The 17465-nt window shown below is 67.8% G+C and carries 14 protein-coding genes; 9 read left to right on the top strand and 5 right to left on the bottom strand.

From position 1 onward, the window contains the following. Window positions 1–2 precede the first annotated feature (2 nt). Complete coding sequence (cfa, locus tag AC1IQ6_RS11465; protein WP_209165944.1) at window positions 3–1184, bottom strand: cyclopropane fatty acyl phospholipid synthase; 1182 nt, start codon at window positions 1182–1184, stop codon at window positions 3–5. A gap of 271 nt (window positions 1185–1455) precedes the next feature. Between cfa and AC1IQ6_RS11470 the strand changes: the two genes are divergently transcribed. The 3 genes from AC1IQ6_RS11470 (at window position 1456) to greB (ending at window position 3925) form a co-directional block, all read left to right on the top strand. Continuing rightward, window positions 1456–2391, top strand: coding sequence for an alpha/beta fold hydrolase (locus tag AC1IQ6_RS11470; protein ID WP_485866344.1), 936 nt, complete (start codon window positions 1456–1458; stop codon window positions 2389–2391). Between the two features lie 66 nt (window positions 2392–2457). After that, window positions 2458–3303 (top strand): 3',5'-nucleoside bisphosphate phosphatase, encoded by an 846-nt coding sequence (locus tag AC1IQ6_RS11475; protein ID WP_102772040.1) that lies wholly within the window; start codon window positions 2458–2460, stop codon window positions 3301–3303. A gap of 70 nt (window positions 3304–3373) precedes the next feature. Then, window positions 3374–3925: a transcription elongation factor GreB gene (gene greB / locus AC1IQ6_RS11480; RefSeq protein WP_102772818.1), complete on the top strand. Its 552-nt coding sequence runs from the start codon at window positions 3374–3376 to the stop codon at window positions 3923–3925. A 132-nt stretch (window positions 3926–4057) separates the two neighbouring features. On the opposite strand, the gene AC1IQ6_RS11485 is transcribed toward greB, so the two are convergent. Genes AC1IQ6_RS11485 through AC1IQ6_RS11495 form a run of 3 tightly spaced genes read right to left on the bottom strand, consistent with a single transcriptional unit; the run spans window position 4058 to window position 6996 of the window. Next, window positions 4058–5086, bottom strand: coding sequence for a DctP family TRAP transporter solute-binding subunit (locus AC1IQ6_RS11485; RefSeq protein ID WP_102772039.1), 1029 nt, complete (start codon window positions 5084–5086; stop codon window positions 4058–4060). A gap of 57 nt (window positions 5087–5143) precedes the next feature. Beyond that, window positions 5144–6442, bottom strand: coding sequence for a TRAP transporter large permease (locus AC1IQ6_RS11490; protein WP_485866345.1), 1299 nt, complete (start codon window positions 6440–6442; stop codon window positions 5144–5146). Beyond that, window positions 6439–6996, bottom strand: a complete 558-nt coding sequence (locus AC1IQ6_RS11495; RefSeq protein ID WP_102772037.1) for a TRAP transporter small permease — start codon at window positions 6994–6996, stop codon at window positions 6439–6441. Before AC1IQ6_RS11495 ends, AC1IQ6_RS11490 begins: the two co-directional genes overlap by 4 nt. A 360-nt stretch (window positions 6997–7356) precedes the next feature. Here AC1IQ6_RS11495 and purL point away from each other — a divergent pair, with 360 nt between their 5' ends. Further along, window positions 7357–11406 carry a phosphoribosylformylglycinamidine synthase gene (gene purL / locus AC1IQ6_RS11500; protein ID WP_485866346.1) on the top strand — a complete coding sequence of 1350 codons (4050 nt, stop codon included), beginning with the start codon at window positions 7357–7359 and terminating at the stop codon, window positions 11404–11406. A 59-nt stretch (window positions 11407–11465) separates the two neighbouring features. On the opposite strand, the gene AC1IQ6_RS11505 is transcribed toward purL, so the two are convergent. Beyond that, entirely contained in the window at window positions 11466–12389 is a 924-nt protein-coding gene (locus AC1IQ6_RS11505) for a LysR family transcriptional regulator (protein WP_102772035.1), read from the bottom strand. A 171-nt stretch (window positions 12390–12560) separates the two neighbouring features. Between AC1IQ6_RS11505 and AC1IQ6_RS11510 the strand changes: the two genes are divergently transcribed. The 5 genes from AC1IQ6_RS11510 to AC1IQ6_RS11530 are packed head-to-tail and all read left to right on the top strand — an operon-like array spanning window position 12561 to window position 17358. Next, entirely contained in the window at window positions 12561–13772 is a 1212-nt protein-coding gene (locus tag AC1IQ6_RS11510; protein WP_440130622.1) for an ABC transporter substrate-binding protein, read from the top strand. Between the two features lie 30 nt (window positions 13773–13802). After that, a complete protein-coding gene (locus tag AC1IQ6_RS11515; protein WP_102772034.1) occupies window positions 13803–14318 on the top strand; it encodes a thiamine pyrophosphate-binding protein in 516 nt (171 codons plus the stop codon). Window positions 14319–14327: 9 nt separating this feature from the next. Next, window positions 14328–14930, top strand: a complete 603-nt coding sequence (locus AC1IQ6_RS11520) for a thiamine pyrophosphate-dependent enzyme (RefSeq protein ID WP_246842353.1) — start codon at window positions 14328–14330, stop codon at window positions 14928–14930. A 31-nt stretch (window positions 14931–14961) separates the two neighbouring features. Then, entirely contained in the window at window positions 14962–16392 is a 1431-nt protein-coding gene (locus AC1IQ6_RS11525) for an aldehyde dehydrogenase family protein (RefSeq protein WP_485866347.1), read from the top strand. A gap of 51 nt (window positions 16393–16443) precedes the next feature. Then, window positions 16444–17358, top strand: coding sequence for an NAD(P)-dependent oxidoreductase (locus AC1IQ6_RS11530; protein ID WP_102772032.1), 915 nt, complete (start codon window positions 16444–16446; stop codon window positions 17356–17358). The last annotated feature ends 107 nt before the right edge of the window (window positions 17359–17465 follow it).

The following is a 17465-nucleotide window of genomic DNA, read 5'->3' on the forward strand; positions in this document are numbered from 1 at the left end:
GGTCAGCGCAGCGAGCGGTACATGTCCTGGCGCTGCGGGTGGGTCAGCATCACTTGCCAGAGCTGGCCCTCGCGCGAGCGGAAAAAGCCCGCGCAGCACATCAGGTAGTACTTCCACATGCGGTAGAAGCGCTTGCCGTAGCGCGCTTCCAGCGTGGGCCAGGCGCGCTCGAAGTTCTCCCACCAGGCCATCAGCGTGCGGTCGTAGTCGGCGCCGAAGTTGTGCCAGTCCTCGATGATGAAACGGCCTTCCACCGCCGTGGCGATTTCGCGCGCCGAGGGCAGCTTGCCGTTGGGGAAGACGTAGCGGTCGATCCAGGGATCGGTGCTCTGGCTGGTGGCGGCGATGCCGATGGTGTGCAGCAGGAAGATGCCGCCGGGCGCCATCAAGCGCTGCACGTGGGTGAAGTAGGTGTCGTAGTTCTTGGGGCCGACGTGCTCGAACATGCCGACCGACACGACCTTGTCGAAGCTGCCTTGCAGGTCGCGGTAGTCCTGCAGCAGCAGTTGCACCGGCAGGCCCTGCACGCGCTGCTGCGCCAGCGCCAGCTGTTCCTTGGAGACGGTCACGCCGGTGACCTTGACGCCGTAGCGCTCGGCCGCGAACTTGGCCAGCCCGCCCCAGCCGCAGCCGATGTCGAGCAGGGTTTCGCCCGGCTTGAGCTGCAATTTGCGGCAGATCATGTCCAGCTTGGCTTCCTGGGCCTGTTCCAGGGTCTCGGCATGTTCCCAGTAGGCGCAGGAATAGATCATGCGGCTGTCCAGCATGGCTTCGAACACGTCGTTGCCGGCGTCGTAGTGCTGTTTGCCGACCTCGAACGCGCGGCTCTTGGATTGCAGGTTGAAAAGCTTGTGGCGCAGGTGTTCGGCGATCAGCTTGAGGCGCGCCAGGCCCAGCGCCGCCGATCCCACGTCGGCGCGCAGCAGGCGGGTGAAGAGCTCGTCGAGCTGGTCGCAGTCCCATTCGCCGTCCATGTAGGACTCGCCCAGGCCCAGCGACCAGCTGGCGAACACGCGGTCGTACATGTGCTTGTCGTGGACGCGGATGTCCCAGGGACGCGTACCGTTGATCTGGACGTCGGCGCGGGCCAGGACGTCCTGCAACACTTTGGGGGCTTGGGGAGGGGGGAGGCTGACGGCCTGCTCATCGGTGGTCAGCGGGGAGGCGGGACTGCTTTGCTGCATACGGACTCCATATCAATTTGGGAAGACTGATCTGGCAATGCTCGAGGCTGCGTACTGTGGCGCGAAACGGCGGGCAACTCCAATTTAAATGTTGGATCGCGCCGATAGGCTAATTCACCTTCCGCCCGGCGGTCGGGGCGTCGATCCGGATGGCGTGATCGTAGCGATGCGCGCTCCGATAGTCCAGGGCCGCGGTCCGAGTTCGGCGCCATCCTATAAGATACCGGCCTGGCGCACCGTGCCGGCGCGCGCAGACTCATGGAGTGCATCGATGCAGGACGCCCGCCTGGAACCCCGTTTGGAATTCGTCACCTGCGCCAGCCCGGCCGGGCTGCATCGCATGGCCTATTGGGAATGGGGCGACCCGGCCAACGACGAGGTGCTGGTTTGCGTGCACGGCCTGACCCGCAGCGGCCGGGATTTCGACACGCTGGCCCGCCGCCTGGCCGACCGTTACCGGGTGGTCTGCCCGGACGTGGTGGGCCGGGGGCGTTCGGACTGGCTCGCCAATCCCGCTTTCTACACCGTGCCGCAGTACGTCTCCGACATGGTGACCCTGCTGGCCCGCCTGCGCCCGGCGCGCCTGGCCTGGCTGGGCACCTCCATGGGCGGGCTGATCGGCCTGGCGCTGTCGGGCGCCGCGGTATACGCGCAGGCCATGCTGGCGATGCGCCCGCATGCGGGCATGCTGCCGCCGTCCGAAGGCCTGCGGCTGGACAAGCTGGTGCTCAACGACGTCGGCCCGCGGCTGGAGACCGGCGCGCTGGCGCGCATCGGCCAGTATGTGGGCGAGCCGGCCGAATTCGAGTCGTTCGACGCGGCCGTGGCCGCCATGCGCGCCAACTCCACGACTTTCGGCCCGCATACCGACGCGCAATGGGCCGAGCTGGGACGCTATCTGTACCCCGAACAGGGCGGCAAATGGGTCAAGCACTACGACCTGGCGCTGGCCCAGGCCCTGGCCGCGCAGACGCCGCAGGAACTGGCCGCCGGCGAGCAGATCCTGTGGCGCGCCTATGACACGGTGGCCTGCCCCATCCTCATCGTGCGCGGCGAGCAATCGGATCTGCTGACCCGCACCACGGTCGAAGAAATGCTGGCGCGCAATCCGCGCGCGCAGGCGCACGAAGTGGCCGGCGTGGGCCACGCGCCCACGCTGATGGCCGACGAGCAGGTCGAACCGGTGGCCGCGTTCCTGCTGGGTTAGCGCCCTGCCAAACCAGGGACGGACACGGCGCTATCCACGCTGGCGGGGCTTCTCTACAATAGCCCCATGAACGCGCGCACCCTGAATATCGACCTGCATTGCCATTCCACCGTCTCGGACGGCGCGCTCGCGCCGCGCGACGTGGCGCAGCGCGCGCATGCCAATGGCGTGGACGTCTGGGCCCTGACCGACCACGACGAGGTCGGCGGCCTGGCCGAAGCCGCCGCTGCGGCGCGCGAACTGGACATGGAATTCGCCACCGGCGTCGAGATCTCGGTTACCTGGGCCGGCCTGACGGTGCACATCGTCGGGCTGCGCTTCGATCCGGCCGACCAGACGCTGATCGAAGGCCTGCGCAAGACCCGCGCCGGCCGCGCCGAGCGCGCCAAGCGCATCGGCGAACGCCTGGCCGAGATGGGCATGCCGGGCGCCTACGAAGGCGCGCTGCCGTTTGCCGGCAATCCCGAACTCATCAGCCGCACGCACTTCGCGCGCTACCTGGTCGAGGCCGGCTATTGCCCCGACGTGCAGACCGTGTTCAACAAACACCTGGGCGACGACCGTCCCGGCCACGTGCCCATGCAATGGGCCACGCTGGCCGAAGCCGTGGGCTGGATACGCGGGGCCGGCGGCCGCGCCGTGATCGCGCATCCCGGCCGCTACAAGTACACGCCGCTGCAGTTCGCCGCGCTGTTCGACGAGTTCCTGCAACTGGGCGGCGTCGGCATCGAGGTCAACACCGGCAGCCATACGGTCGAAGAGGCCCGCCACTACGCGGACGTGGCGCGCCGCTACGGCTTTCTCGCCTCGCGCGGCTCGGACTTCCACAGCCCCAAGGAAAGCCGGATGGACCTGGGCCGCCTGCCGGCGCTGCCGCCGGACCTCAAGCCGGTCTGGCACGACTGGTTCTGACCCGGGCGGCGGCCCGTCCGCCACGCCCGCCATGCTATCGACTGTGACCGCGCCCAACGGCGCAACCGCCATGAACAAAGCATTTGTTAAAGAATCCGATCAAGAGGACGACGACGATCTGCCGCAGGCCCAGGCGCTGCCGGCCGGCACCAAGAACTACATGACGCCCGGCGGCTACGAACGCCTGCGCGGCGAGCTGGCGCACCTGATGAACGTGGAGCGTCCGGCCGTGGTGCAGGTGGTGTCCTGGGCCGCGTCCAACGGCGACCGCTCGGAGAACGGCGATTACCTCTACGGCAAGAAGCGGCTGCGCGAGATCGACCGCCGCATGCGCTTTCTGACCAAGCGGCTGGACTTCGCCGAGGTGGTCGATCCGGCCGCCCAGCCCAACCGCGACCAGGTTTTCTTCGGCGCCACGGTGCTGTATTCCGACAAGGCCGGCGAAGAGCACCGCGTGACCATCGTGGGCGTGGACGAGGCCGAGCCGCTGGCCGGCAAGATCAGCTGGATCTCGCCGGTGGCGCGCGCGCTGATCAAGGCCAGGGAAGGCGATACGGTGGTCTTGCGCACGCCCGGCGGCATCGAAGAGCTGGATATCCTGGAAGTTTCTTACCCGGCGTAACGGGGCCGCCTCAAAAAAAATACGGGCGCCGGCTCGTGGCCGGCGCCCGTTGGCGGGCGGGATCTGGCGTCCCTGCCTCGGTTGGCGGCTTGCGCCGCCGGTTCCCCTGGGGCTTGCTGTGTTCTTGCGGGCTTACTTCTTGCGGCTGGCGATGGACTTTTCGGCCAGGTTCACCAGGTCTTCGCCGATCTGCTTTTTCCACTTGTCGTAGACGGGCTTGGTGGCCTTGACGAAGGCTTCATGGTCGGCCTGCGACAGCGAGGTGACCTTGACGCCGTGGCCCTCGATCTCCTTGAGCAGCGACGGGTCCTCGGGCGTCACGCCCTTGCGCGCGATCACGATCTGCTGCTTGCCGGCGTCCAGCGCGGCCTGGCGCACGATGTCGCGGTCTTTCTCGGACCAGGAATTCCACACCTCGCGGTTGACCACGAAGATCAGCGGGTCGGCCACGTAGTTCCACAGGGTCAGGTACTTCTGGCCCACGGTGTAGAGCTTGGAGCCGGTGTAGATCGACAGGGGGTTTTCCTGGCCGTCCACGGCGCCGCTGGCCAGCGCGGGCTGGGCGTCGGCCCAGCTCATCTGGGTGGGGTTGGCGCCCAGCGCGGTGAAGGTGTCGATATACAGCGGCGAGCCCACCACGCGCAGCTTCATGCCCTTCATGTCCTCGGGCTTCTTGATCTCGTGCTTGGAGTTGCTGAGCTGGCGGTAGCCGTTCTCGCCCCAGGCCAGCGGCACCACGCCGGCCTTCTCGATCAGCTTAAACATCTGCTTGCCGACCTCGCCCTGCACCAGCGAGTCGATGGCGGCGTAGTCGGGCATCAGGAAGGGCAGGGAGAACAGGTTGAGCTGCTTGACCTGCGGCGACCAGTTGATGGTGGAGCCCACCGCCATGTCGATCACGCCCTGGCGGATGGCGGTGAATTCGCGGGTCTGGTCGCCCTGGACCAGCGAGGTGCCCGGGTAGACCTTGATGTTGATGCGGCCCTCGGTGCGCTCGCGCACCAGGTTGGACCAGATTTCGGCGCCCTGGCCCCACGGGAAGGTGGTGCCCACGACGATCGAGAGCTTGTATTCGGACTTGTAGTTCTGGGCATGCGCGGGCGCCATGCCCGCCACTGCCGCCGCGCACAGGGCGGCGCCGATCAGGTTGCGGAACTTCATGTTGCGTCTCCTCTCTTTGCTAGTCTGTCTGTTGTTGTGTAATGCAGGTCAGCCGCTTCAATAACCGAGCTTGTGGGGCAGCCACAGCGCCAGCTGCGGGAAGGCAAGCACCGCCACCAGCACCAGGAACATCGCGCCCAGCAGCCACACCACCCAGCGCACCGTGGACTCCATCGGCACGCGCGCGATGCGGCAGGAAACCATCAGGTTCACCGCCAGCGGCGGGGTGAACTGGCCCAGCGCCACCTTCAGCGTCAGGATCACGCCGAACCACACCGGGTCCCAGCCGTAGGCGTTGGCGATCGGCATGAGCAGCGGCACGAAGATCAGGAAAATGGAGATGCCGTCCAGGAACATGCCCACGGTCATGAGCAGCAGGATCAGCAGCGCCAGCACGCCCCATTCGCCGAGGCCGGAATTGACGATGGCGTGCGTGACGGGATCGATGATGCTGAGCGTGGACAGGGCCCAAGCGAAGATGCCGGCCAGCGTCACCACCAGCATGATGACGGCGGACAGTTCGGCCGCTTCGCGCAAAATGGTGAAGAGGTCGCGCAGCTTGATGCTGCGGTGGATGCACATGCCTACGAACAGCCCGTAGAACACCGCCACCACGGCGGCCTCGGTGGGGGTGAACCAGCCCATGCGCATCCCGCCCAGGATCAGCACCGGCGCGGCCAGGCCCCACGAGGCCTCGCGCAGGCTGGCCCAGAACGGCGGGCGCGGCAGATGCGCCTCGAGCGCGCCCATCTTGTGCTTGCGCGCCAGCCACACCGCCGGAATGATCAGCGCCAGGCCGGCCAGGACGCCGGGCACCATGCCGGCGGCGAACAGCGCCGGCACCGAGGCGCCGGGCACCAGCACCGAATAGATGATGAAGGCCACCGAGGGCGGGATCAGGATGTCGGTGGCGGCGCCGGCGGCCACCACCGAGGCCGAGAACGAACCCGGATAGCCGGCGCGCGACATGGCGGTGATCATCACCGCGCCCACGGCGGCCGCGCTGGCCGGGCCGGAGCCGGAAATCCCGCCCAGGAACATGGCCACCGCGATCGACACCAGCGGCAGCATGCCCGGGCCGCGCCCGACGATGGCGATGGCGAAATCCACCAGCCGCTTGGCCACGCCGGAGCGGTCGAAGATCGACCCCACCAGCACGAACATGGGAATGGCCAGCAGCGGATACTTGGCCAGTCCGGCGTAGAAGTTCTGCGGCACCGTCAACAGCCCATACCAGGGCGTGTCCAGGTTGGACAGCACGATGGCCACGGTGCCGCCGATGCCCAGCGCCACGCCGACCGGCACGCCGATCAGCATGAGCACGATGAAGACGGTGAAGAGGACGCCCGCGATCATGGCTGGCCCCGGCTGGCGGAATCGGCCGCCACGGGGGCGCGCGCGATGCGGCGCAATATGCCGATGGTGCGCAGCGAGATCGCCGCGGCCATGACGGGCAGCCAGATCGAATACCACCAGGTCGGCACGCCGATGGCCGGCGAGGTCTCTTCGTAGATGTATTCGTCGGCCACCAGCTTGACCGACAGCACGGTCAGCAGCAGGAAGAACGCCAGCACGCAGCCGTTGGAGATCAGCGCCATGATGCGCTGGCGGCGCGGCGAACCCGAGTCGGCCAGGATCTCGATGCGGATGTGGTGGTTGCGCACGAAGGCCATGCTGCCGCCGGCCATGGTCAGCACGATCAGCAGGAACACCGAGATTTCTTCGGTCCAGGCGAAGGACTGGTCGGTGAAATAGCGCACCAGCACGTTCAGGAAGGTGATGATGGCCAGCGCCGCCAGCAGGATCACGGCCAGCCAGTCCTCGATGGCCAGCGGCACTTTTACGGCGGGATCGGGTTCTGCGGGGATGATCGGTTCTACGGGCTCGGCGGGGGCTTCGGGGCGGGACATGAGGCAACGGCCAGCGCGCGGGTAGGCGCTTTGCTTTTTATTTGTGGGGTCGCTGCATCCTACCGTTGCGCCGTGGGCGCGATAGTTCGTGTTTTCCCGCGGTGCGGGATGGACGCAACATGGTGCGTCGCAGCATAAATTTCCGGGCCAGGCCTCCAGGATGGCAGGTAAACGGGGACTGCATAAGGAAATGCGCGCAGATATTGCCATGCACCATCTTCGTGCATGGGCGGCGGAATTCTTTTGTAACCTCGGCCGCCGGCGGGGCCTGAACGGACCGGTTGCAGCGCGGCTCCGGGAAAACCCCCTAAACGGGTAAAATCGCTTTTTGCTCCTTCTACCTTATACGGCGCCCGCATCGTGTCCCTAGTTCAGCATCTGCCTGGTTCCTCCGTCCTGTCCTCTTTCCGTCGCGATCGCCTGCTGGCGCAGCTGAAGGAAGCCGGCCTGCCGGTGGCCGACATATCCGCCCGCTACGAGCACTTCGTCAGCACCGACGCCGCGCTCACGGCCGAGCAACAGAACCAGCTTGCCCAACTGCTGGACTACGGCACGCCGGCCACGGGCGAGGCGCCGGCCAAGAGTCTGGCGCTGCTGGTCATTCCCCGCCTGGGCACGATTTCGCCGTGGGCCAGCAAGGCCACCGACATCGCCCACAACTGCGGCCTGACGGCCGTGCACCGCATCGAGCGCGGCGTGCGCTACGTGATCACGCCCGAACGCGGCCTGCTGGGCGCCAAGTCCTTCGACGAAGCCATGCTGGCGCGCGCCGCCGACTGTCTGCACGACCGCATGACCGAAACCGTGGTTGACGCCAGCTTCGACGGCCAGGCGCTGTTCCAGCCGCTGGCCGGCAAGCCCATGCGCACGGTGGACGTGCAGGCGCGCGGCGCCCAGGCGCTGGTCGAGGCCAACGCCACGCTCGGCCTGGCCCTGTCCGACGACGAAATCGAATACCTGGCCAAGTCCTTCGGCGACCTGGGGCGCGACCCCACCGACGTGGAACTGATGATGTTCGCCCAGGCCAACAGCGAACACTGCCGCCACAAGATCTTCAACGCCCAGTGGGTGATCGACGGCCAGGCGCAGCCCAACACGCTGTTCGGCATGATCCGCGCCACGCACAAGGCGCAGCCGGCCGGCACGGTCGTGGCCTATTCCGACAACGCCGCCATCATGGAAGGCGGCCCCGCGCAGCGCTTCCAGGCCGGCGTGCCGGGCGTGACGGGCGAGGGCGCGGAAGGCGCCAAATACATCCGCCGCGACACCGTCGTGCACACGCTGATGAAGGTGGAAACGCATAACCACCCGACCGCGATCGCGCCGTTCCCGGGCGCTTCCACCGGCGCCGGCGGCGAGATCCGCGACGAAGGCGCCACCGGCCGCGGCTCCAAGCCCAAGGCCGGCCTGACCGGCTTCACGGTCTCGCACCTGCGCTTCGACGACGCGCTGCAGCCCTGGGAAGCCGATCACCACGGCCTGCCCGATCGCATCGCCTCGCCGCTGTCCATCATGATCGACGGCCCCATCGGCGGCGCCGCCTTCAACAACGAATTCGGCCGTCCCAACCTGCTGGGCTACTTCCGCTCGTTCGAGCAGACCGCCGGCGGCACCCGCTGGGGCTACCACAAGCCCATCATGATCGCCGGCGGCCTGGGCAGCATCGACGCCGGCCTGACGCACAAGGAAGTCATTCCCCCCGGCGCGCTGCTGATCCAGCTGGGCGGCCCGGGTTTCCGCATCGGCATGGGCGGCGGCGCCGCCTCCAGCATCAGCATGGGCAGCAACTCGGCCGAGCTGGACTTCGACTCCGTGCAGCGCGGCAACCCCGAGATCGAGCGCCGCGCCCAGGAAGTCATCGACCGCTGCTGGCAGCAGGGCGACAAGAACCCCATCATCGCCATCCATGACGTGGGTGCGGGCGGCCTGTCCAACGCCTTCCCCGAGCTGGTCAACGACGCCGGCCGCGGCGCCATCTTCGACCTGAAGCGCGTGCCGCTGGAAGAATCCGGCCTGTCGCCCGCCGAAATCTGGAGCAATGAATCGCAGGAGCGCTACGTCCTGTCGATCCTGCCGCAAGACCTCGACCGCTTCGACGCCATCGCGCGCCGCGAACGCTGCCCGTACGCGGTGGTGGGCGTGGCCACCGAAGAGCGCCAGCTGCGCGTGGTCGACGGCGAAGGCCTGCCCGGCCTGGACACGATCCGTCCGCAAGGCGAGGCCGAGGTGCGTCCGGTGGACGTGCCGATCGACGTGATCCTGGGCAAGCCGCCGCGCATGACGCGCGAGGTGACGCGCCTGCCCGGCGTGTCCGCGCCGCTGGACCTGGCCGGCATCGACCTGACTGACGCCGCCTACCGCGTGCTGCGCCACCCCACCGTGGCCAACAAGACCTTCCTCATCACCATCGGCGACCGCACCGTGGGCGGGCTGTCCAGCCGCGACCAGATGGTTGGCCCCTGGCAGGTGCCGGTGGCCGATTGCGCCGTGACGCTGGCCGACTACGAAGGCTTCCGCGGCGAAGCGATGTCCATGGGCGAGCGCACCCCGATCGCCATGCTGGACGCGCCGGCCTCGGGCCGCATGGCCGTGGCCGAGGCCCTGACCAACCTGGCCGCCGCCGACGTGGCGCGCCTGGAAGACATCAAGCTGTCGGCCAACTGGATGGCCGCCTGCGGCGTGGACGGCCAGGACGCGGCGCTGTACGACACGGTGTCCGCCGTCAGCGAGCTGTGCCAGGCGACCGGCCTGTCGATTCCGGTCGGCAAGGATTCGCTGTCCATGAAGACCTCGTGGCAGCAGGACGGCGAGCAGCGCCAGGTGGTGGCGCCGGTTTCGCTGGTGGTCACGGCCTTCGCGCCGGTGGCCGACGTGCGCGCCAGCCTCACGCCGCAGCTGCGCACCGACGCCGGCGACAGCGTGCTGATCCTGATCGACCTGGGGCGCGGACGCCATCGCATGGGCGGCTCGATCCTGGCGCAGGTCTATAACCAGGTCGGCGAGACCGTGCCGGACATCGACGCGCCGCAGGACCTGCGCGCCTTCTTCGTCACCATCCGCACGCTGGCCGAAGCCGGCTCCATCCTGTCCTACCACGACCGCTCCGACGGCGGCCTGTTCGCGACCCTGGTGGAAATGGCCTTCGCCGGCCGCACCGGCATCTCGGTCAACCTGGACATGCTGACCTTCGATCCGCAATCGGCGGATTGGGGCGACTTCAAGATCCGCCCCGAGCAGGTGGCGGTGCAGCGCGACGAACTCACGCTCAAGGCGCTGTTCTCGGAAGAGGCGGGCGCCGTGATCCAGGTGCCGGCCTCGCAGCGCGACGCCGTCATGCAGGTGCTGCGCGGCGCGGGCCTGTCGGCCCACTCGCACGTCATCGGCGGCCTGAACGGCGCCGACGAAGTGGAGTTCTACCGCGACGGCAAGAAGGTCTGGGGCCAGCCGCGCGCCGACCTCGGCCGCGCCTGGAGCGAAGTTTCCTACCGCATCATGGCGCGCCGCGACAACCCGGCCTGCGCCCAGGCCGAACTGGACGTCTGGAACGATACCCAGGACCCGGGCATGAGCCCCAGCGTGGCCTTCGACCCGCAGGAAGACGTGGCCGCGCCGTTCATCAACACCGGCAAGCGCCCGCGCGTAGCCATCCTGCGCGAGCAGGGCTGCAACAGCCAGGTGGAAATGGCCTGGGCCTTCGACACCGCCGGCTTCGAGGCCATCGACGTGCACATGACCGACCTGCTGTCGGGCCGCGTGGACCTGGCGCAGGCGCAGGGCCTGGTGGCCGTGGGCGGCTTCAGCTACGGCGACGTGCTGGGCGCCGGCGAAGGCTGGGCGCGCACCATCCGCTTCAACAGCAAGCTGTCGGATCAGTTCGCCGCGTACTTCGCGCGCCCCGACACCTTTGCGCTGGGCGTGTGCAACGGCTGCCAGATGATGGCCGCGCTGGCGCCCATGATCCCGGGCGCCGAATTCTGGCCGCGCTTCACGCGCAACCAGTCGGAAAAGTACGAGGCGCGGCTGTCCATGCTGGAAGTGGCCAAGTCGCCGTCGATCTTCTTCGCCGGCATGGAAGGCGCGCGCGTGCCGGTCGCCGTGGCCCACGGCGAGGGCTATGCCGACTTCTCGCAGCAGGGCGACGCCGCCCGTGTGCTGGCCGCCGCGCGCTATATCGACAACCGCGGCCAAGCCACCGAAGCCTATCCGTTCAACCCCAACGGCAGCCCCGGCGGCCTGACCGCGGTCACCACTGCCGACGGCCGCTTCACGGTCATGATGCCGCACCCCGAGCGCGTGACCCGCAACGTCATGATGTCGTGGGCGCCCGAGAAGTGGGGCGCGGCCGACGCCGGCGGCGCGTTCAGCCCGTGGATGCGCATGTTCCGCAATGCCCGCGTCTGGCTCGCCTGATGGGTTCCGCGCGTTGGGGATCTGGGTTCTGGCCCGGGTCTCCGCGCGCTGCACCCATCCTACGACGCACGCTTCAACGACTTCATGAACCGCTGCGCGCGCGTGACCGCGTCCTGCGCCTCGGCGGCCAGCGCGGCCACGAAGCGCTGGGCCGCCAGGCTGAGCGGGCGACGCGGATGATTCACCACCACCAATTGGCGCTGCATGTCGGCGTGGATGCGGCGTACCGACAGGGCGCCGGCGTCCAGTTCGTGCGCGATGGCGCTGACCGGCAGGATGGTGGCCCAGGCGCCTGACTTCACCAGCTCCAGCGTCGGGGTCAGCGCGTCCATTTCCAGGCGCGGGCGTGCAGCCGCGCCGCGTTTCTTCAGCACCGGATCGATGATGGCGCGCAGGCCCTGACCCAGCGACGGCACGATCAGCGCGTCGATCGACAGGTCCTTGAATTCGACGTTGCGCAGCGGACTGCCGGCGGCGGTCACCAGCACCAGTTCCTCGCTGACCAGCGGCCGCATCTCCAGGCTGCGCACCGGCTGGATCAGGTTGACGATGGCCACGTCCAGCTCGCCGGCGTCCAGGCGCTCGACCAACCCCGCGCTATAGGCCTCGGTCAGCCGGATCGTGACGTCGCGGTTCTCGGCGCTGTAGAGCGAGAGCGCGCGCGGCACGATGCTCGCGCCCAGCGACGGCACCGTGCCCACCCGTATCAATCCCGACGTGCCGCCGCTCAGGTCCAGCATGCGCTGGCGCACGCTTTCCACTTCCTTCGACAGCGGCAGCAGCATCTTGTACAGATCCACCCCCGCGGCCGTGGGCGTGACGCCGCGGCTGGAGCGTTCGAACAGCTGAACCTTCAAGGTCTTTTCCAGCTTGGCCAGCTGCGTGCTCAGCGCGGACTGGACGATGCCCAGCTCGGCGGCGGCGCGCGTCATGCCGCCGTTGCGGTACAGGCAGAGAAAACACTCGATCTGGCGTAAATCCATGGTGCGCGGGAGGGGCGGGCGATACCGGATTATAGGGATCGGAAACCGGCGCCGAATGTCGGTCTAGGGGCAAACGATATGAAAGAAATAGATCGTAGGTGAATATATTATTAAAAACAGAGATGGCTTTGGCGATCCTGCGGCAAGGCCGACACAGCAAGGAGACAAGACGTGGAAACCAGTACGAAAGTGTTAGGTGCCGTCGCGTTGGCGGTAGTCGGCATCTGCGGGACGGGAGCGGCAAGCGCCCAGGGCGACACGGTGAAGATCGCCTTCGTCACGGACATGAGCGGTCCTTATTCGGACTTCGACGGCGTCGGCGGCCTGGACGCGATCCGCATGGCGGTGGCGGACTTCGGCGGCAAGGTGCTGGGCAAGCCGATAGAAGTGCTGGCGTCCGACCACCAGAACCGCGCCGACATCGCGTCGAACCGGGCTCGCCAGTGGTGGGACCAGGACAAGGTCGACCTGGTGATAGGCGGCTCCAACTCGTCGGCCTCGCTGGCCATCAGCACCATCGCGGCCGAGAAGAAAAAGGTCTTCATCAGCGCCGGCGCGGGCGCCGACAGCCTGACCGAGGAGGCCTGCAACGCCTACACGGTGCGGTACACCTATTCGACCTCGGCGCAGGCCCGCGGCACGGCGGCGGCCATGGTGGCGCAGGGCGGCAAGAGCTGGTTCATGCTGACCGCCGATTACGCATTCGGCTATTCGCTGGAGAAGGCCAGCATGGACGTGGTGCAGGCCAACGGCGGTTCTGTTTCCGGCACCACCCGCCATCCGCTCAATACTTCGGATTTCTCGTCCTACCTGATGAAGGCCCAGGCCTCCAAGGCGCAGGTGCTGGGCCTGGCCAACGGCGGCGGCGACCTGATCAATTCGATCAAGACGGCCAAGGAATTCGGCGTGAGCGACCAGATGCGCCTGGCCGGCCTGATGGTGTTCATCACCGACATCCACAGCCTGGGCCTGGACACCACGGCCGGCATGTACCTCACCGACGGCTGGTACTGGGATCTCGACGAACGCTCGCGCGCGTTCAGCAAGCGCTTCCACGAGCGCAACAAGAAGATGCCGACCACCTTCCAGGCCGGCGACTATTCCGCCACCACCACCTACCTGAAGGCGGTGGAGCGCGCCGGCACCACCGACTCGGACGCGGTCATGAACGCGCTGAAGTCCATGCAGATCGACGACATGTTCACCAAGGGCTATATCCGGGCCGACGGCGCCATGGTCCACGACATGTACCTGATGCAGGTCAAGTCGCCCTCGGCCTCCAAGGGCGAGTGGGACTACTACCGGAAAGTGGCCACCATCCCCGGCGAAGAGGCCTATGCGCCGACCAAGCCCGGCGTGTGCAAGCTGCAGGCAAAGATCTGAATTCCCATCCCTTACCGGAGGCAGGCAATCATGGCGGAAAGTTGGCCCGAGCTGGTTTATCGGAACTTGAAGGAAGCCGGCATTACGCAAATGGCGTACGTGCCCGACGCCGGGCACGGCCGGCTGATCAAGCTGTTCGAGGCGGACCCCGACGTGGAAGCGATTTCGCTCACCACCGAAGAAGAAGGCGTGGCCATGCTGGGCGGGGCCTGGCTGGGCGGGGCCAAGGGCGTGCTGCTGATGCAGTCCAGCGGCGTGGGCAACTGCATCAATATGCTGGCGTTGACGCAGGAGTGCCGCATGCCCTTGCTGTGCCTGGTCACCATGCGCGGCGAATGGGGCGAGTTCAATCCCTGGCAATGTCCCATGGGCCAGTCGGCCGTGGCGGCGCTGGAAGCGGCAGGCGTCTACGTGCAGCGCGTCGACCGCGGCGAGGACGCGCCCGAAACGGTGCGGGCGGCCAGCCTGCTCGCGTTCAATTCGAACCGGGCGGTGGCCGTGGTGATTTCCCAGCGCGTGCTGGGCATCAAGAACTTCAGCAAGTAGGACGGGACCATGCAGATGAACGCGACGGCGACGATGAACCGGCGGGCGGCGGTGGCCCGCATACTCGACAGGCGCGGCGACGCGCTGGTGGTGGCCAGCCTGGGCAATCCCACATACGACACGTCGGCCGCGGGCGACGACGAGCGCAATTTCTACGTCTGGGGCGCGATGGGCGGGGCCTGCATGGTGGCCTTCGGCCTGGCGCTGGCGCAGCCCGGCCGGCAGGTGCTGGCCTTCGTCGGCGACGGCGAAATGATGATGGGCCTGGGCTCGCTCGCCACCATAGGGGTGCGCGCGCCCTCGAACCTGAAGATCATCGTGATCGACAACGAGCACTACGGCGAGACCGGCATGCAGCCGGCGCATTCGGGGCGCGGCGTGGACATCGCCGGCGTGGCGCGCGCCTGCGGCATCGCGGACGCGGCCACGGTGCGCAGCGAGGCGGAGCTGTCGGACCGCATTCCGGCCCTGCGCGAACCGGGCCTGCAATGCCTGGTGTTAAAAGTGTCTTCGGCGCCCGAGCCCGGCAGCCTGCCGCCGCGCGACGGTCCCTATCTCCGGTCGCGCTTTCGCGAGGCGGTGCTGGGCAAGGGCAAGGGCGGCCACGCGTGAAACGATCAAAGACCATAACTAGGAGCAGACAGTGAAGCAGAAAGCAAACTACATCGGCGGCGCCTGGGTGGAAGGCCCCGATGCGATCGAGAACCTCAACCCGGCGGACCCCGCGGACGTGATCGGCCTGTACGCCAGCGCCGACCAGGCGCAGATGCGCCAGGCGGTGCAGGCCGCGCGCGACGCCGCGCCCGCCTGGGAGCGCAGCAGCACGCAGCTGCGCAGCGACATCCTGTTCCGCGCGGCCAACGAGATCCTGGCGCGCAAGGAAGAGCTGGGCGCCCTGGTCTCGCGCGAGGCCGGCAAGACCCTGGCCGACGGGGTGGGCGAGGTGATGCGCGCCGGCCAGGTGTTCCAGTTCTTCGCCGGCGAGGCGGTGCGCTACGGCGGCGAAAACCTGCCCTCCGTGCGCCCGGACATCGGCGTGCAGATCAGCCGCCATCCGGTGGGCGTGGTGTCCATGATCACGCCCTGGAATTTTCCCATCGCGATCCCGGCCTGGAAGATCGCGCCGGCCCTGGCCTTCGGCAACACGGTGGTGCTCAAGCCTTCCGAACACACGCCCGGCGCGGCCTGGGAACTGTTCGCCATCCTGGAGCGCGCCGGCCTGCCGGCGGGCGTGGCCAACCTGGTCAACGGCTACGGCGCGGCGGCGGGCCAGGCGCTGCTCGACGGCGCAGACGCCGTGAGCTTCACCGGCAGCGTGGCCACCGGCCGCAAGATCGCCGCCGGCGCCAGCGAACGCATGATGCGGGTGCAGCTGGAGATGGGCGGCAAGAACCCGCTGGTGGTGCTGGACGACGCGGACTTGGACGTGGCGGTGGAGTGCGCGCTCAACGGCGCCTTCTATTCGGCCGGCCAGCGCTGCACCGCGTCCAGCCGGCTGATCGTGGCCGACGGCATCCACGACCGCTTCGTGCAGGCCCTGACCGACAGGATGCGCAAGCTGGTGGTGGGCGATCCGCGCACCGCCGGCACGCAGATCGGCCCGGTCATCAACGCCGCCCAGCTGGAGAAGATCCTGGGCTACATCGAGCTGGGCCGCAGCGAGGGCGCCACCCTGGCCGAAGGCGGCAAGCGCGCCGAGGCGGCCACGGCCGGCCATTTCCTGCGTCCGACCCTGTTCACCGAAAGCAGCAACGCCATGCGCATCAACCAGGAGGAGATCTTCGGCCCGGTGGCCGCGGTGATCCGGGTGTCGGGCTACGACGAGGCGCTGCAGGTCGCCAACGACACGGCTTTCGGCCTGTCCTCGGGCATCTGCACCACCTCGCTCAAGCACGCCAACCACTTCCGGCTGAACGTGCGCAGCGGCCTGACCATGGTGAACCTGCCCACCGCCGGCCTGGACTACCACGTGCCCTTCGGCGGCGTGAAGGCGTCGAGCTTCGGCCCGCGCGAACAGGGCCGCTACGCCGTGGACTTCTACACCTCGACCAAGACGGCCTACATCGGCTATTGAGCAACCGCGCGACACGATCGGCGCTCGAACGCCGACAGAGAGGAGACTGGCATGGAAAAAATCGGTTTCATCGGCTTGGGACGCATGGGCAAGTCCATGGCGCTGAACCTGCGCAAGGCGGGGTTCGAGCTCGTGGTCCTGGACATCAACCGGCAGGCCATGGAGGAGCTGGCGGCGGCCGGCGCCGCCCAGGGCAAGGACGTGGCCGACGTGGCGCGGCGCTGCGCGGTCATCATCACGATGCTGCCCTCGTCCAAGGAGGTCGAGCAGGTGGCGCTGGGCGAGGGCGGGATCTTCGCCAACGCCGCCCGCGGCAGCGTGCTGATGGACATGAGCACGATCGATCCGCTGGCCACCGACCGCCTGCAGGAACAGGCGCAGGCCCACGGCATGACGGTGGTGGACGCGCCCGTCGGGCGCCTGGCCGAACATGCCGACCGCGGCGAATCGCTCTTCATGGTGGGCGCCGGCGACGCCGATTTCGAGCGCGTCAAGCCGCTGCTCGACGCCATGGGCACCACCACCTACCACTGCGGCCCGGTGGGCGCGGGCGGGCGCACCAAGCTGGTCAACAACTACGTCGCGGTCACGCTGTGCCAGGTCAACGCCGAGGCGCTGGCGCTGTCGCAGCGCTTCGGCCTGGACATCACCAAGACCCTGCAGGTGCTCTACGGCACGTCCGCTTCCAACGGCCAGCTGCGCATGAACTTCCCCAACAAGGTGCTGGTTGGCGACACCACGCCCGGATTCACCATCGACCTGGCGCACAAGGATATGTCCCTGGTGGTCGGCGCCGCGCACGCCGCCAAGGTGCCGATGCCGGTCGCCGCGGCCGTGCATGAGTCGTTTAGCCTGGCGCGCGCCGGCGAATTCGGCGGGATCGACTTCTCCGGCATCGCCGACGCCATCTGCCATTTCGCGCAGATCGACAAGCCGCGCGTGCCGCAAGGGTGGAAGCCGGCCTGAACGGCGCGCCGGAAGGGGGAGGATATGTAACTCAATGAGATATTTAACTTTTCATTGCAGTGCGCCGTTATAGGGGAAGCTTTACGCAACCCCCCGGAGTTCCTCCC

Source organism: Achromobacter sp. MUI-25009338 (assembly GCF_057359325.1).

Excerpts from the sequence above, each read along its gene's own strand:
- cfa (WP_209165944.1), bottom strand. The coding sequence starts at position 1,184 with ATGCAGCAAAGCAGTCCCGCCTCCCCGCTGACCACCGATGAGCAGGCC.
- AC1IQ6_RS11470 (WP_485866344.1), top strand. The coding sequence starts at position 1,456 with ATGCAGGACGCCCGCCTGGAACCCCGTTTGGAATTCGTCACCTGCGCC.
- AC1IQ6_RS11475 (WP_102772040.1), top strand. The coding sequence starts at position 2,458 with ATGAACGCGCGCACCCTGAATATCGACCTGCATTGCCATTCCACCGTC.
- greB (WP_102772818.1), top strand. The coding sequence starts at position 3,374 with ATGAACAAAGCATTTGTTAAAGAATCCGATCAAGAGGACGACGACGAT.
- AC1IQ6_RS11485 (WP_102772039.1), bottom strand. The coding sequence starts at position 5,086 with ATGAAGTTCCGCAACCTGATCGGCGCCGCCCTGTGCGCGGCGGCAGTG.
- AC1IQ6_RS11490 (WP_485866345.1), bottom strand. The coding sequence starts at position 6,442 with ATGATCGCGGGCGTCCTCTTCACCGTCTTCATCGTGCTCATGCTGATC.
- AC1IQ6_RS11495 (WP_102772037.1), bottom strand. The coding sequence starts at position 6,996 with ATGTCCCGCCCCGAAGCCCCCGCCGAGCCCGTAGAACCGATCATCCCC.
- AC1IQ6_RS11505 (WP_102772035.1), bottom strand. The coding sequence starts at position 12,389 with ATGGATTTACGCCAGATCGAGTGTTTTCTCTGCCTGTACCGCAACGGC.
- AC1IQ6_RS11515 (WP_102772034.1), top strand. The coding sequence starts at position 13,803 with ATGGCGGAAAGTTGGCCCGAGCTGGTTTATCGGAACTTGAAGGAAGCC.
- AC1IQ6_RS11520 (WP_246842353.1), top strand. The coding sequence starts at position 14,328 with ATGCAGATGAACGCGACGGCGACGATGAACCGGCGGGCGGCGGTGGCC.
- AC1IQ6_RS11530 (WP_102772032.1), top strand. The coding sequence starts at position 16,444 with ATGGAAAAAATCGGTTTCATCGGCTTGGGACGCATGGGCAAGTCCATG.